The following is a 16,402-nucleotide window of genomic DNA, read 5'->3' as shown; positions in this document are numbered from 1 at the left end:
CTGTTTTATTGTATCTTTTGAAAACCCCTTGCTATGCGAGGGGTTCTAAAGAGCTTCTAGCTAGGGACAAGAAAAAAACCCCAATCGTACAATGAATTCAGGTCTGGTCAACCGACTTCGTACGAAAGGAGATCCAAATGGATAATAAAAGTTTAGCACACGCAACATGGAATTGTAAGTATCACATTGTCTTTGCGCCAAAATATAGAAGGCAGATTATTTATGGACAAATCAAAGCAGACATAGGTAAAATTTTACGCCAGTTATGTGAAAAAAAGGAGTAGAAATTATAGAAGCAACAGCCTGCCCTGATCATATTCATATGTTGGTGAGTATTTCACCCAAACTAAGTGTTTCATCGTTTGTGGGATATTTGAAAGGGAAAAGTAGTTTAATGATATTCGATCGACATGCGAACCTGAAATACAAATATGGAAATAGAAAGTTTTGGTGTTGAGGATATTATGTAGATATAGTGGGAAGAAACAGAAAAATCATTCAGGAATATATAAAAAATCAATTACAAGAGGATATTCTTGAGGATCAAATGACCATGAAAGAATTCATCGATCCTTTTACAGGAGAAGAAATAAAAGCAAACAAACGAAAATAATAAGACCACTTTAGTGGTAGCTTGAAAATGGAGTGCGGTTGGCAGACCATTCAGAATGTCTTTAGACATGGGCCAGTACCCCAGCGTTTCACGCGCAGAGCAAGAGGCTGGGACATAACTCATTTTATTGAGAAAAAGCAAAAAATGAATGTTATTTTTGTAATTTATTAAAGTTTATGTGTTCTAATAACGCAAAAAAATGTTAGACCAAACTTGTAAATGGTCTAACATTTTTTCTTTTGTCCCAGCCGCTCTGATTAAATAGCAATACAATATAGCTTTGAAATAAAGTTGCAGTGTTTACAAAAAAAGATAAGATGTTTGAAATAAAGCCGCAACGAAATGGCTATGTGTTTCAAGGAATATCCTGATTTAATCATTGTTTTGTTTGAGGAAACCCAGAAACATTTGCGCGAAACGCTACTAGAAATCCAAGAAGAATGAGGATAAACATTACCCATGGAAAAGATACTACATCAAATGATTCCATCAGGATTGCTCCAATTGCACTCCCTCCACCGATAGCGAGGTTCCAAACAGTAACTAGCATTGATTGGGCAATATCTGCACCTTTTTTAGCATTATCTGCTATTGCTGTTTGCGTAAGTGTTGCTGCTCCTCCAAAAGTTAAACCCCATAAAGCTACAGCAATGTAAATGATAGTAGGGTGACTAATTCCGATACCTAATAATAATGATGCCAATCCAAATCCGGCTAGACTCATTAACACTAAAGTACGTAGTATACGCTCAATGAATATACCAATAGCCCAAATTCCAACTAAAGATGCAATACCGAAAACGAGTAAAACCAAATCAACTCGTTGCGCAAGACCTGCTTCGGAGAGGTATGGTCCGATATAAGTATAAAGTATGTTATGAGAAAGTATCCAAACTAATACAACAAATAAAATCGGACGAACCCCAGGGGTAACGAAAACCTTGAGCAGGGTCATTCGCTTTTCAGATGTTTGCCCAGGAAAGTCAGGGATTTTCCAGATAATCCATAAAATCAATAATACTGCTAAGAGTGACATTATTCCGAAAACAGATCTCCAGCCAACAAGGGAACCGAGAAATGCCCCAGCAGGAACACCAAAAGCTAATGCAAGAGGAGTACCAATCATGGCCACTGCCATTGCCCTTCCCTTAAGTAACTCTGGCGCCATAAGTCGTGCATATCCCGCGCTCATTCCCCACAGGACGCCTGCCGTTACACCCGCAAAGAATCGAGCTATTATAGTTAAGGTAAAACTAGAAGAAAGGGCTGTAATAGTATTAAATACAAGGAACCCAATAATACATAAAAGCAGCAAGGGTTTCCTATGCCACCCTTGTGTTGCAGTGGTTATAGGAATAGCTGCAATTAGTGAGCCAAGAGCATAAGCTGTAATAAGTTGACCTGCAAGAGATTCGGACACAGCGAGTCCTTCACTTATCTGTATTAATAAACCAGCTGGTATAGTTTCGGTAAGGATACATATGAACCCTGCCATAGCTAGTGCAATTAAACCGGCCCAAGGGAGACGTTCTGAAGGTATTGCAACAGATTTTTCATTTTGTTTAGTTAAATCATTATTATTCATTTATAAAAGACCTCCTGATTAGTTGATAGAATTAATTATACTAATGTCATTTTTGATTTTACATTTGATAATAAAGGTATTATTATGTATTTAGCTATAAAATTAATGTATTTTGATGATATTGCATTTGAAGTATAATATAATAATGTAGGAGGCATAGACACCTTACAATAGGATAGCTATTAATTGTGAAATGTCAGTCTCGTATAAATGAAGGGGTGCTTAAATGGATAGTATTGATGCAGATATACTAATGCGTTTACAATCAGATGCTCGGTTGTCAATGACTTCCCTTGGAAAACTAATAGGATTATCTCAACCAGCAATAACAGAGAGGGTAAAAAGACTAGAAGAACAAGAAGTGATTAAGAGCTACAGAGCTATAGTTTCGAATGAAAAAGTTGGGAAAACCACTGTTGCGTTTGTCCTTTTCCGGACTACAAAGTGCAATAATTTCGTTGATTATTGTAAGCAGGCCTCACAAGTAGTAGAGTGTCACCGAATTAGCGGAGAATACAATTATTTGATTAAAGTAGTAGTTGAATCAACAAAGGAACTTGAATTATTTGAAAATGATAGTATGAAGTATGGCGATTCCACTACATTGATTTCCTTATCATCACCTATTGAAAACAAGTCATTGATACCAAATTTAAGTGTTGAGTAACAAGTAGAGAGGCTTTTCAATTTTTCCAGGGTGCTCCAATAGAAAACTTAATGAACATGCAGGATTTCAAATTACTGCTGTTTCTGCTTATCAAGTGATTTCATTGGATATATTAGAAAAGTATCTAGATGATTTTTCGGTTTTTGCAAATATATTACTATAAAATTAGCTACTGAAATGAATACAATATTGTGTTCATTTCAGCTTTTTTTGCTAATCAAAAAGAAGAAAGGTAGTGAAATTGATGATTACAGTGATCGGAAGTTTAAATATGGATTTAGTTGTACACATGGATACTTTTCCAAAACAAGGGGAAACCATTCTGGGCAATGCATTTCAAACGGTCCCTGGAGGAAAAGGGGCTAATCAAGCAGTTGCGGCAGCTCGTCTTGGCAGTGAAGTGGCAATGATTGGCTGTGTAGGTGAGGATTATTTTGGTAAGGCATTACAAGCCACTTTACAGCAGGAGCAGATTCAGACAGATGCGATTGTAACTAGTACTTCTTCTCCTACAGGCATTGCCAATATTCTTCTTTACAATGACGATAATCGAATCGTTGTTGTACCTGGAGCAAACTATGCGTTATCCCCATCTCACCTTGAAGCTTCTAAGGAATTGATACAAAAAAGTCAAATGGTAATCATACAGCTTGAAATCCCAAAAGAGACGACAGCCTACGCCATTCAATTATGTAAAGAAGCAGGTGTTTCTGTCCTATTAAATCCTGCACCAGCAGCCAATTTTGATGTGCAGTGGATGGAGGATATTAGCTATTTAACGCCAAATGAAACAGAATGTGCTGAAATTTTTAATGAGCCGTTCGAGCAACTTTTAGAAAAGTATCCTAATAAAATAATTTTGACACGAGGTAGTGATGGTGCATGTTATTTCGATGGCTCCTATCCAATCCATGTACCAGGCTATATGACGACAGCTGTGGATACAACTGGAGCAGGAGATACGTTTAATGGGGCATTAGCCTATGCTTTAGTAGAGGGACAATCGTTGGATGAGGCCGTATACTTCGCCAATATTGCTGCTTCCTTGTCTGTAGAAAAATTTGGTGCACAAGGCGGCATGCCAACACTTGGCGCTGTTTACGCTCGGATGGCTGGAGTAGAGGAATAGACTTCATTTAGGAGAAAGGTCATTGCAATAGAAAAACAGAGGTAAATAAAAATGATAATACCTCATACTTCTATTAAAATTAGTAGAATTCAGAGGGGTACGCTGTTCCCTTTAGTCCGAGTAACCGCTCATATATGGAGCAGACATCGAATAAGTATAAGGATGAATTCCTATTTACTATATAATCACATAAGTACATTGTCCTCTTTTCATCAATCCATGTATTAGAAAAGCCATGGTTTCCTTTATAATAGTTTTATAGATACATACGAAAAGAGGTTTTGAGGATGACGAACATTGACAACACGCCAATCGAATATACAACCTCAGCGAATAATATTTTGCCACAATTTGTTGATCACCTGCGACATTTGTATGGCATCATTGTGCAAAATACATATGTGAAAGATACAGCGAAACATTTAAATCGGATTATTCAAGATGCCAATAACCAAACGATGATCTTAGTAGTCGGAAAAGAGCGAGTGGGCAAAACGACACTTGTCAATGGGCTTCTTGGACGTGAAATATTATCAGTTGATGATCAGCATCCAACAGGTGTAAATACATTTATACGCTACGGTGAACAAGAAGAGATTAAAGCCTATTTTTTAGATGGCGTTGTAGCTATATTTGATATGAGTAAACTAGAGCTACTGACAACTGGTGATACGTTTGCCTCTCAGATTTTACGGGAACATTTAGATTATCTTGAAGTCTATTTGAAAAATGATTTATTAAAATCGGTAACTATTATCGATTCTGTCTCATTAGAAGCAGGTGGAGGCGAAATGGCTTATTTCTCAGAAGCGCTTATGAACCGTGTCGATGAAATTTTCTGGGTGCTGCGTGCGGGTTCTATGGCGATTGATGCCGAACTATTATTGATCGATGCATTAAAAAATAAAGGGGTAGAACCTTTATGTGTCATCAATGGCATTGATATCGATGAGCATGCTACAGCATTTATGAGCTCAGAACAACAACGTATTGGTCATTTAATGAGTGATTTTGTAGCGGTTTCAGCAACCGATGCACTAGAAGCCAAACAAACGGACAACCAGGAGCTTTGGCAAAAAAGCCAGTACGATCATTTAATTGCCCACATCCATCGTGTGGCTGAAAATAGTGATAAAAAAACCTACGCCATCTTAATCCGCTTCTTGCAATGGCTTGAACGATTCCGCTTCGAATTAACTGTAATTCCACAACGTGATCCTTTTCAATCTGCTGTAGAGAATATTGAGAAATATGCAGGCGATACCCAATATGAATTTTCTCGCTATCAACGGGATTTAGCAATTGTTAAAGAATATGAGCAAGAATACGAGCAGGTAGCGAATACATTTAAACAAGTTCAAACATTATATCAGCTGTTACAAACGATCTCGCAACATGATTATTTACAGGATGATAAGGTGGAAGAGTTTACTGAAATGGCTGTGTATTACCAACAAATGTTACGGGAATACCGCAACATGCATAGTGAATATTCCCGTGAATATGAGCGTTTGGATGCGCAGCATAAAAAAATTCATGGCAAAGGGCTTATGAAAGCTATTTTTGGTCAGCATACACAAAATGAATTTTTCAAAGAGCGAGTTCAAAAATTAAATGAGCAGCAATTGGATTGTGTCGCTCAATATGACAAAGTACAGCAAGCGGAAGCCACTGTATTACAAATGATGCAAGGTATACAATCCTATTTAGTGGATTTAGTGAAAGAGCGCTTGCATCGTATTGAACAAAAAGTACAAGAATTAAATCAACAACGTGCAAAAGAGAAGCGCCAATTAAAGCGTTATGCTGAAAAGTTAAACGAATTTTCTTGCTTAATTGAAGCGCAGGGTTATATTAAAGAGCAGCTTCTACCATTTTTAATGAACGAGCAAATGCCGCTGAAAACGAAGGATCTTGAAATGCTAGAGGAAACTGTTCAGGCTATTCTAGCTATTGATTTATCCAACAAAGGCTTACTTGCACGAAGTCAAATGCATAATAAAATGGAAAGTATTGCAATACCTTTTGATGTGCAAGAAAAGTACGCACTACAAAGGCTTACGTTAAAAGAAGAAGATGTAAAATCAAACGATATACCAGAAATACCAAAGAAATTAGCTGTTCAGTATGAAGAATAAGCCTTCGCAAAACGTTCTAAAAGTATAATCTTTTAGAACGTTTCATGTTGTTGAGAACAGGTGATGTCAATGGCAGCAGCAGCCATTTTGAAAGGCGAGGGATTGATGTCCGTTCTGCTTGCGTCCTTTTCAGGAAGCGTTCGATGAGCCGCTTCACTCACCATGTGTAAAAGTATCTGTTTCTTATCTTTTATCCAAGCCCTAGTAAACAAAATAGCCCATTATTTGTATGATTAGAGAAAGGATAGTCTCTTATTTTCAATATGGAAAAATGATGAATGACAACACCCCTCCATAAAGAGTAGTGAATACCCTTCACTTTATTTGAAAACCTTTGCTAAAAAGAAACATTTTTATGGAGTGGAAAGCAAGTAGCCTGTAACGGAAACCCATTTTCACCCTTCACAAAAATGCTATGGATGGTTTTGTTTTTCAACACTACGAAACATTTCATTCCATTTTTACGTATAAATAGGAAGGAGGGATAGACATGATTGACATTAAAGGTCGTTACACAGAGGCCAAAATTTATGCACAAACAGCATTGCAAACTGCCATCGAGCAAATTCAAGAGCTGACAGATCAGGCTTTCATGGCAGGTACTAAGGTACGGATTATGCCAGATTATCATGCGGGGAAAGGTTGTGTTATTGGCACAACCATTCAATTACAGGGTCGTGTTGTACCAAATCTTGTCGGTGTAGATGTAGGCTGTGGTGTATTAGTCGCTCAATTAAATGTATCGACAGTGGATTATGAAAAGCTCGATACCATTATTCGAACACATATACCAAGTGGGCAGGACATTCATCAAGAAGTATCACCCAATCGACATTTTTTAGAGTTTGAAGGTAAACAATTTCGAGCAAGCGGCTTGAAAGATGACTATACCAATCTATCATTAGGGACACTTGGTGGAGGCAATCATTTCATTGAATTGGCAAAGGATGAAGACAATCACTACTATTTATTGATCCATACAGGTTCACGCTATGTAGGGGCAAAGGTTGCCAATTGGCATCAAAAGAGAGCTTATGAAAATTTACGTAGACAAGATTTGACTGAAAAGATAGTAGAGCTTAAGCAGCAAGGACGGGAACAGGAGATTCAAACGATGATTCAAGCCTATAAGGAACAACACCCGCCAGTTCCGAAAGATTTAGCCTATTTAGAAGGTGAAGCTTTCCATGACTATATTCACGATATGAAGATTGCACAGCAGTTTGCACGTATGAATCGTTGGACGATTGCAGAAACGATTGCTAAACAGATGGATTGGCATTTTGTAGATACCTTTGATACGATCCATAACTATATTGAGACAGAAACAATGACCCTTCGTAAGGGGGCTGTTCGTGCTAATAAAGGAGAAAAGCTTGTCATCCCTATGAATATGCGAGACGGTTCTCTTATTTGTATTGGGAAGGGCAATGCAGAATGGAATTATTCAGCACCGCATGGAGCAGGGCGCATGTTCTCACGTCGAGCGGCTAAAAAAGCGTTGAATATGGAAGATTTTAAAGACACGATGAAAGGGGTTTGGACAACATCTGTTAACGAAGAAACATTGGATGAGGCACCAATGGCCTATAAGCCAATGGCAGAAATTACAGCTGCTATTGGGGAAACAGTGGATATTGTAAAAGTTATTCAACCCGTCTACAATTTTAAAGCGAGTGAAGCAGCTAAGCCCTATGAACGAAAGGGCTAAACCAATAATTGGTCTTCCCTATTACCATTATGCTATAAATGGTATAATATAGCTTTACAATGATGAAATGGGTGGTTTTTTTGGTATCTTCAAAAGATGTGGCAAAGCATGCTGGTGTCTCACAAACAACCGTGTCTAGGGTGTTGAATACGCCAGAGCTGGTAAAGCCAAAAACAATTGAAAAAGTAATGAAGGCGATTGAGGAACTAAACTATGTGCCAAATGATATAGCAAGATCGCTTGTTCAGAAAAAAACAGGCATTATAACATTGATTTCGGGGCCGTTACACAACCCTTTTTTTGTTGATACAACAACAGCAATCGTGAATTATGTTAATGCACGTGGCTATAAAGTCAATGTCTATTTTGGAACAGAGGATAATTTACATTCAATTTATAATGCGGTTTTGGAAACAAAAGCAGACGCGATCATTTTATCTTCTATGCTGTACCAAGATGATTTGTTTTTTAAACTAGAAAAACTAGGCATCCCGTTTATTATGTTTAATCGTAAGCATCAAGAAAATAGACATTTTGTAGAGATTGATAATGTGCATGCTGGTTATCTTGCAGCCAATCATGTTTTATCGTTAGGGCATCAATCCTTATGCTGGATAGGTGGGCCCCATCAAATGAGTACTTTTTATGGGCGCTATCAGGGATTTGAACGGGCCTTAAAGGAACATGGGATAGAGGCCAAAGCCGTGCCTACTTTTTTAACGAACACTAATAAAAAGGATATTGAACGTGCCTTTGAGGAACTTTTACAACTCGATAGTAGACCAACAGCTATTTGCGCAGCTACAGATGCTATCGCTATTGAAATATTAAATCTTTGTTTGGAAAGAGGCTTTCAGGTTCCGAAGGATTTTAATGTCATAGGTATTGATAATGTCGAGCTGAGTAAACATCATTCTATTGCTTTAACAACAGTTGGTTTAACCACAGAGGAAAACCTTGGTTTTATGGCCATCGAAAAATTATTTGAGATCATGGAAAAAAAAAGTACTTGCATCCAGCAAACAGAGTCTGTTAAACTTTTCCCAAGAAATACAACGTGTAAAAATGAACTGATGTAATGTCAGTTTGTTTTTTACACTAAAATGGTTACGTATTCATTTCTTTATTTTCTGAAATGAATACGTAACCATAAAGAAAGGAGTGACACAAGTTTTGAAAAAGGGCTTATGGATCAACGGGGAATGGAAGATGACCGCTGACTGGATGGAGGTGCAAGCTCCTTACTCACAGGAAGTGATTGCACAATTTGCGATGGCTACTGAACAGGATGTACAGGAGGCCATTGAAAGTGCGCAGGCTGCAGCTCCTCAAATGGCTGCTTTAACCGCTTTTCAACGCGCGGAGATATTGGAACATTTAGCCACGCTGTTTGCGGAACATCGGGAAGAAGCAGCAAGCATTATTTCATTGGAATCAGCGAAGCCGTTAAAGTATGCCTATGCAGAAATTGATCGCACCATTGAAACCTATAAATTTGCGGCTGAAGAAGCGAAGCGACTTACGGGTGAGATGATTCCGATGGATGCCTCGAAAAATGGAGAGGGGCGTTTTGCCTATACATTACGGGAACCAATAGGTGTAGTGGCAGCGATTACGCCATTTAACTTTCCGCAAAATCTAGTAGCCCATAAAGTAGGGCCAGCGTTAGCGGCAGGCAATACCATTGTGTTGAAGCCTGCCACACAAACAGCATTATCTGCTCATTTTTTAGCCAAGTTATTAGCCCAAACCAATTTACCAGCAGGAGCATTTAATCTTGTAACTGGACAAGGCAAATTAGTAGGGGATATGTTTTTAGCACATCCACACGTTAAAATGATAACGTTTACGGGAAGCCCTGCAGTAGGCATTTCCTTACGTAATCGAGCTGGTTTGAAAAAAGTAACATTAGAATTAGGCTCGAATGCAGGCGTTATTATTGATGAAGGAGTCCAACTCGACCGTATAATGGATCGCATTGTGATGGGAGCTTTTTCAAATCAAGGTCAAGTGTGTATTTCATTGCAGCGTATTTATGTTATGGAGAGTATGATTCACGAATTTTTATCGCTGCTGAAAGTAAAAATAGAACAGCTAATAATTGGTGATCCACTGGACAGCAAGACGGATTTAGCGACGATGATTTCACGAGCTGAACAACAGCGTGCCTATCAATGGATTAAAGAGGCGGTTGCGGAAGGGGCACAGATTATAACGGGTGGTCACATTGAGAATCATATTTTATTACCTACTGTTTTATATAATGCTCAACCACAGAGCCGTGTATCCTGTGAGGAAATCTTTGCACCTGTCGTTACGGTGAATACAGTCTCATCGATAGAGGATGCGATAGCAGCTATCAATGATTCCCATTATGGCTTACAGGCAGGGATTTTTACACCTTCTATTGAGATTGCTTTCCAAGCCACGAAATTATTACAAGTTGGCGGTGTCATTATTAATGATGTTCCGACGTATCGTGTAGATCATATGCCATACGGTGGTGTGAAGGAAAGTGGCACAGGTCGTGAGGGCATTAAATATGCAATAGAGGAAATGACGGAAATGAAGCTAGTAATTTGGAATAACCAATAATCACGAATGGAGATGGGAAACATGAAAATGATCAAACAACACCCAAAATTGTATGTAATGGACAATGGTACGATGCGAATGGATAAAAACTATATGATTGCCATGCATAATCCAGCAACGATCGATCATCCAAACCAACCAAATGAATTTGTGGAATTCCCTGTTTATACAGTGCTGATTGACCATCCAGAGGGTAAAATTCTCTTTGATACAGCGTGTAATCCAAATTCTATGGGGCCAGAAGGCCGTTGGGGTGAATTTACGCAAAAGGCATTTCCTATTAATATGCCAGAAGAATGCTATTTGCATCATCGCTTAGAAGAATTAAACGTTCGTCCAGAGGACATCAAATATGTTGTCGCATCCCATTTGCATCTCGACCATGCAGGCTGCTTAGAATTGTTCACAAATGCAACAATTATTGTGCAAGAAGACGAATTTAACGGTACATTACAAACCTATGCACGAAACGTCAAAGACGGTGCGTATGTTTGGGGTGACATTGATATGTGGATTAAAAACAATCTACAATGGCGCCTAATTAAGCGTGGCGAGGATCAAGTGAAGCTAGCAGAAGGAATCCAAGTATTGAATTTTGGTAGTGGCCATGCTTGGGGTATGCTCGGTTTGCATATACAGATGCCCGATACAGGAGGCATCATTTTAGCCTCGGATGCTATTTATACGGCTGAAAGCTTTGGTCCTCCCGTTAAGCCACCAGGCATTATCTATGACTCTGTAGGCTATAATGCGACGGTTGAACGGATTCGAAGATTAGCAAATGAAACGAATTCACAAGTATGGTTTGGCCATGATCCTGTCCAATTTAAATCATTTAGAAAATCAACAGAAGGTTATTATGAATAGATAGGAGTAGAGAAGCCATGCATAAATTAACCTTTACACCTACAAGCTATACCGGCTGGGGAAGCTTAAGTCAGCTCCTGATAGAGGTAGAGAAATTGAACGCGCGCAATATTTTGATTGTGACAGATCCATTATTAAAAGAAATAGGGTTAACAGATCATGTTGAAAAACCTTTAATTGAAAAGGGGTATACAACCACTATTTATACGGAGATTGCACCAGAGCCACCGCTTGCCATTGGCGAAAAGCTTGTAGATTTTACTCGAAATCATCAGTTCGATTTAGTCATTGGTGTAGGTGGGGGAAGTGCATTAGACTTAGCAAAGCTCGCTGCTGTATTAGCAACACATGAGGGACAAGTCGCAGATTATTTAAACCTAACAGGGACAAAAACATTGGACAATAAAGGGCTGCCCAAAATCTTAATTCCAACTACTTCTGGGACAGGCTCAGAGGTAACGAATATCTCTGTGCTATCACTCGACACAACGAAGGATGTCGTAACACATGATTATTTATTAGCAGATGTAGCAATTGTAGATCCAGCTTTAACGATTTCTTTACCACCAAAGGTAACGGCTGCTACAGGTGTGGATGCCCTCACACATGCCATTGAAGCCTATGTATCAGTGAATGCGAACGAGGTAACAGATGCCCTTGCCCTGCAAGCTATTCGATTAATTAGTCATTCGATTCGAACGGCTGTCCATGAGGGGCAAGATAAGCAGGCTCGAACAGATATGAGCTATGGCAGCTATTTAGCAGGCTTGGCATTCTTCAATGCTGGTGTAGCTGGTGTCCATGCGTTAGCTTATCCACTTGGCGGCCAATTCCATATTGCACATGGTGATTCCAATGCAGTGCTATTGCCATATGTTATGGGCTATATTCGTCAAAGCTGTGAAAAACGTCTGAAAGATATTTTAGATGCAATGGGTATAGCATCTGCCTATTTATCGCAAGAAGAGGCTTCCTATAAATGCGTCGACGCATTACAAAAACTCGTTCAAGATGTTAATATTCCTTCCACATTAAAAGGATTTAATATACCAGAACAAGCCTTAGAACAATTAACGGATGATGCAACGAAACAAACAAGAATTTTAGCACGAAGCCCGATGCTACTAGAACGAGAAGATATCTATGCTATTTATCGAGCTGCATTTGATGGAGAAGTTCGAGAGCCTAAACAATCATAATTAAGAAAAGAGAAACGTTGATTTTTGACGTTTCTTTTTTATGCAGATTATAATTTTTATTACGATCACCTACAGAATTAGCTGTAGTACAAAAATTAAGCTACGAAGCTTCTATGATGAAACTTCGTAGCTTTTGTCATTTCTTAGCTAATGATTCATGATTTTAAAAAAAACTATGTTTTATGCTTCAGCATCAGGTGTAAATGTACGCGAAGCTAATTCTGCATCTAGCATAAAGATAGCATTGGAGTCATTTTCAATACGCTCAATTTTGCGGATTAATGTATCGAATGTTGATTCTTCCTCTACCTGCTCATCGATAAACCACTTTAAGAATGCCATAGTCGCATGCTCACGTTCATCTAAAGCAATGTCTGATAAATTGTAAATGCGTCGTGTTACTTCTTTTTCGTGCGATAGAGCTGTTTTAAAGGCGTCTAAAATCGAATCAAAATGATTACCTGGGCTTTCAAAGCCTTGTATTGTTGCACGATAGCCCATATCACTTAAGAAATTATAAAATTTCATGGCATGGAAGCGTTCTTCTTCGGCTTGGACTAAAAAGAAGTTAGCGAAGCCATCATAATCTTGGTCTGTGCAATAGGCTGCCATTGCCATATAAGCATGGGCAGAGTAAAATTCAAAATTCATTTGTTCGTTAAGAGCTGTGTGTAATTTTTCAGATAACATAAAAGTTTTCCTCCTTTTGCAGTAAATGACTTCTTTACTAGTATACAGTGTAAAGGGGGTTACATACAAAAAATTTAATTTTCGAGGCAAATTGTGCAAAAGTTAATTGATATTAGTTCTCAATTAGAAAATTTGTACGTTTTCCTTTGAAGGAAATACGAAAACATCGCCTCGACATGAATCGAAGCGATGTTTTTTGTCTTATTGTTCTTGTTTCTTTTGGTTTTTGACACCGATTAAGTAGCCACCAAGTGCGATAGCAACTAAAACAATCCAGAAAATTGCTTTCCAAATAGTCGAGTGCGGGAATTCATGTGGAATCACGCCTAATTTCTCATGTGCCAGTGTTAACACAGCTAGTTTCACACCAACCCAACCAACAATTAGAAAGGCAGCTGTTTCAAGTGATGGGAATTTATCAAGAACTTTCACAAACCAACGAGCTGCGAAACGCATCATGATCACACCAATAATACCACCTAAGAACATAACAGCAAACTGACCTGCATTAATGCCACCGATATCAAAATCACCGATATGTGGTAGTGTGACAGCAATCGCTACCGCTGCTAAAATAGAGTCTACTGCGAATGCAATATCAGCAAGCTCTACTTTCACAACTGTCATCCAGAAGCCAGATTTCTTTTTAGGCTCTTGTACTTCCTCGGAGTTTTGCGAGGCTTTCCGGGAATCATAAATATGCTTTATTGACATAAACAATAAATAAGCAGCACCAATTGCCTGAATTTGCCAGAAATTAACGAGTGTTGTAATAAGGAATAGTGCGGCAAAGCGGAAAATAAATGCCCCAACTAATCCATATAATAAAGCTTTTTGTTGTTGAGCTTTTGGTAAATGCTTAACCATAACAGCCATTACGACAGCATTGTCAGCAGCTAACAAACCTTCTAGTACGATTAATACGACAAGTACCCATGCGTATTCTAAAATAATTGCCTCCAAATGTATTTCCTCCTTTAATTGTTGAACAGAAATGAATGGCTTGCTAACTTATTCTTTCCCTATTTTAAGCAAAAGAAAAAGACCTCTGCCTAAAAAACAGGCAAAGGTCTTGCTAAGCAATTAACTGTTCATTCCACAGAATAAATTCTGTGTGACAAAAAATGCCAACACACCCGATGGTAAGATACCATGTAATGACGAATGTGAAATCAGATGCATCGATCGCATCTGCTAGCTACTCCCCTTTGACAATAAAGTCAAAAGCTATTCAATTCTTACTTTTATAATAGCATGTGACAAAATGAAAGTAAATAAAAATATACTGCTATGGGGAAAAAATACTTTTCCGTTACCATTGCACAAATGGTACTATTAAAAGATAGGCGAAATTTTTACAACTTAGAAAGGAGACAAACATGTATAGAAAATTTTTTTCCTATTACAAGCCACATAAACGATTGTTTGTCATCGATTTTTCGAGTGCTATTATTGTAGCCATTTTAGAGCTTGCCTTTCCGTTAGCTGTACAGTGGTTTATTGATGAACTGTTGCCATCAGGCGATTGGGGCATGATTGTAAAAGTGAGTGTGTTATTGTTGCTTGTATATGCCATTAGTACTTTTTTGAACTTTATCGTCAACTATTTAGGCCATAAACTTGGCATTAATATTGAAACAGATATGCGACAGGAATTATTTACACATGTACAAAGACAATCATTCCGTTTCTTTGATAATACAAAAACAGGTCATATTATGAGTCGTATTACTAACGATTTATTTGATATAGGGGAGTTTGCTCATCACGGGCCAGAGGATTTATTTATAGCGATTATGACCTTTATTGGGGCCTTTGCTATTATGTTTAATGTGAACCCAACGCTCGCTTTGATTGCAGTGATTATGGTGCCGTTTTTAACATGGCTAGTGACCTTTAGTAATGTCAAAATGAATAATGCATGGAAAACGATGTACGGAAAAATTGCTGATGTCAATGGACGTGTGGAGGACAGTGTATCCGGTGTGCGCGTCGTAAAATCCTTTACTAATGAAGCTTTTGAAATTAGCCGATTTAAAGAACAGAATGGATTTTTCCGTGCGGCAAAATTATATGCCTATAAAATAATGGCAGGAACACACTCCAGTATCTACATGATGACACGCCTTTTAACATTAGTGGTACTTGTTGTCGGTGCTTGGTTAAGCTTTAATGGAAAGCTTTCTTACGGTGAACTAGTAAGCTTTGTCTTATATACGAATGTTTTGATTAAACCAATTGATAAAATTAGTGCATTATTAGAGCTTTATCCTAAAGGGATGGCTGGCTTTAAGCGCTTCCGTGAATTAATTGAGCAGGAGCCAGAAATTCAAGATCGTGAGGATGCCAAGGTTATCAAGCACTTAGCAGGTGATATCGCATTCAACAATGTTCATTTTAATTATGATGCATCGAAACAGGTTTTACGTGATCTATCATTTGATGTAAAAGCTGGACAAACCATTGCCTTTGTTGGACAATCAGGTGCGGGTAAAACAACGATTTGTTCGTTAATTCCTCGATTTTACGAGGTGACAGAAGGTGCTATTACGATAGATGGTATTGATATTCGCAATATGACGCAGGCTTCATTACGTGCTCAAATTGGTATCGTACAGCAGGATGTCTTTTTATTTACAGGGACGATTCGTGAAAACATTGCCTACGGAAAATTAGACGCAAGTGAAGCAGAAATTCGAGAGGCAGCGAAAAAGGCCCATTTACAATCATTTATCGCAGAGCTGCCAGATGGCTACGACACGCAAATTGGTGAACGTGGCTTGAAATTATCAGGGGGTCAAAAGCAACGATTAGCAATTGCTCGTATGTTCCTGAAAAACCCACCGATCTTAATTTTAGACGAGGCAACTTCTGCATTAGATACAGAAACAGAAATGATTATCCAGCAATCGTTAACAGAGCTAGCTGAAAATCGCACAACATTAGTTATTGCTCACCGATTGGCAACTATTCGGAATGCAGACCGCGTGCTAGTTGTGACATCGAACGGTATTGAAGAAGATGGTACATATGATGAGCTAGTGGCTCAAAATGGACTTTTTGCGAAGCTTCATCATATTCAATTTCGTAAGGGACAATCGGAACAAAACAAACAACAAGATTTTGTTGAACTAACGTAGAGAAATGGGGAGATTGTTTTAAAACAATCTCCCTTTTCTATTTGACACATATTCTCAAGCATTGTCAT

The 16,402-nt window shown here is 38.4% G+C and carries 12 protein-coding genes and 1 pseudogene; 10 read left to right on the top strand and 3 right to left on the bottom strand.

Features of this window, described 5'->3' with window-relative positions:
• Positions 1-137 precede the first annotated feature (137 nt).
• Positions 138-613, top strand: a pseudogene (gene tnpA / locus NV349_RS13140) (IS200/IS605 family transposase).
• 376 nt (positions 614-989) lie between these two features.
• Here the strand turns inward: tnpA and NV349_RS13135 are convergent.
• Complete coding sequence (locus tag NV349_RS13135; protein ID WP_271910168.1) at positions 990-2,198, bottom strand: MFS transporter; 1,209 nt, start codon at positions 2,196-2,198, stop codon at positions 990-992.
• Between the two features lie 226 nt (positions 2,199-2,424).
• Between NV349_RS13135 and NV349_RS13130 the strand changes: the two genes are divergently transcribed.
• The 8 genes from NV349_RS13130 (at position 2,425) to NV349_RS13095 (ending at position 12,504) form a co-directional block, all read left to right on the top strand.
• A complete protein-coding gene (locus NV349_RS13130) occupies positions 2,425-2,865 on the top strand; it encodes an Lrp/AsnC family transcriptional regulator (protein ID WP_271910166.1) in 441 nt (146 codons plus the stop codon).
• A gap of 244 nt (positions 2,866-3,109) precedes the next feature.
• The gene (rbsK, locus tag NV349_RS13125) at positions 3,110-3,994 is read left to right on the top strand and encodes a ribokinase (RefSeq protein WP_271910164.1); all 885 of its coding nucleotides are present in this window, start codon (positions 3,110-3,112) and stop codon (positions 3,992-3,994) included.
• A gap of 287 nt (positions 3,995-4,281) precedes the next feature.
• Complete coding sequence (locus NV349_RS13120; protein ID WP_271910163.1) at positions 4,282-6,132, top strand: dynamin family protein; 1,851 nt, start codon at positions 4,282-4,284, stop codon at positions 6,130-6,132.
• Between the two features lie 490 nt (positions 6,133-6,622).
• Positions 6,623-7,843, top strand: coding sequence for an RtcB family protein (locus NV349_RS13115; RefSeq protein ID WP_036128319.1), 1,221 nt, complete (start codon positions 6,623-6,625; stop codon positions 7,841-7,843).
• 71 nt (positions 7,844-7,914) lie between these two features.
• On the top strand, positions 7,915-8,922 hold the full coding sequence (locus NV349_RS13110) for a LacI family DNA-binding transcriptional regulator (protein ID WP_271910162.1): 1,008 nt from the start codon (positions 7,915-7,917) through the stop codon (positions 8,920-8,922).
• Between the two features lie 94 nt (positions 8,923-9,016).
• On the top strand, positions 9,017-10,438 hold the full coding sequence (locus NV349_RS13105; protein ID WP_271910160.1) for an aldehyde dehydrogenase family protein: 1,422 nt from the start codon (positions 9,017-9,019) through the stop codon (positions 10,436-10,438).
• Positions 10,439-10,459: 21 nt separating this feature from the next.
• Positions 10,460-11,305, top strand: a complete 846-nt coding sequence (gene ahlS / locus NV349_RS13100; RefSeq protein WP_369802782.1) for an AhlS family quorum-quenching N-acyl homoserine lactonase — start codon at positions 10,460-10,462, stop codon at positions 11,303-11,305.
• A gap of 17 nt (positions 11,306-11,322) precedes the next feature.
• Positions 11,323-12,504, top strand: coding sequence for an iron-containing alcohol dehydrogenase (locus tag NV349_RS13095; protein ID WP_058844550.1), 1,182 nt, complete (start codon positions 11,323-11,325; stop codon positions 12,502-12,504).
• Between the two features lie 180 nt (positions 12,505-12,684).
• Here the strand turns inward: NV349_RS13095 and NV349_RS13090 are convergent, their stop codons facing one another.
• Complete coding sequence (locus NV349_RS13090; RefSeq protein ID WP_036123519.1) at positions 12,685-13,194, bottom strand: ferritin; 510 nt, start codon at positions 13,192-13,194, stop codon at positions 12,685-12,687.
• 201 nt (positions 13,195-13,395) lie between these two features.
• Positions 13,396-14,157, bottom strand: a complete 762-nt coding sequence (locus tag NV349_RS13085) for a TerC family protein (RefSeq protein WP_036123522.1) — start codon at positions 14,155-14,157, stop codon at positions 13,396-13,398.
• Between the two features lie 416 nt (positions 14,158-14,573).
• Between NV349_RS13085 and NV349_RS13080 the strand changes: the two genes are divergently transcribed.
• Positions 14,574-16,334 (top strand): ABC transporter ATP-binding protein, encoded by a 1,761-nt coding sequence (locus NV349_RS13080; protein WP_271910157.1) that lies wholly within the window; start codon positions 14,574-14,576, stop codon positions 16,332-16,334.
• Positions 16,335-16,402 lie beyond the last annotated feature (68 nt).

This window comes from Lysinibacillus sp. OF-1, assembly GCF_028356935.1.
In the GTDB taxonomy this organism is placed as follows: domain Bacteria; phylum Bacillota; class Bacilli; order Bacillales_A; family Planococcaceae; genus Lysinibacillus; species Lysinibacillus fusiformis_D.
This window is presented reverse-complemented; position numbering and strand designations above follow the sequence as displayed.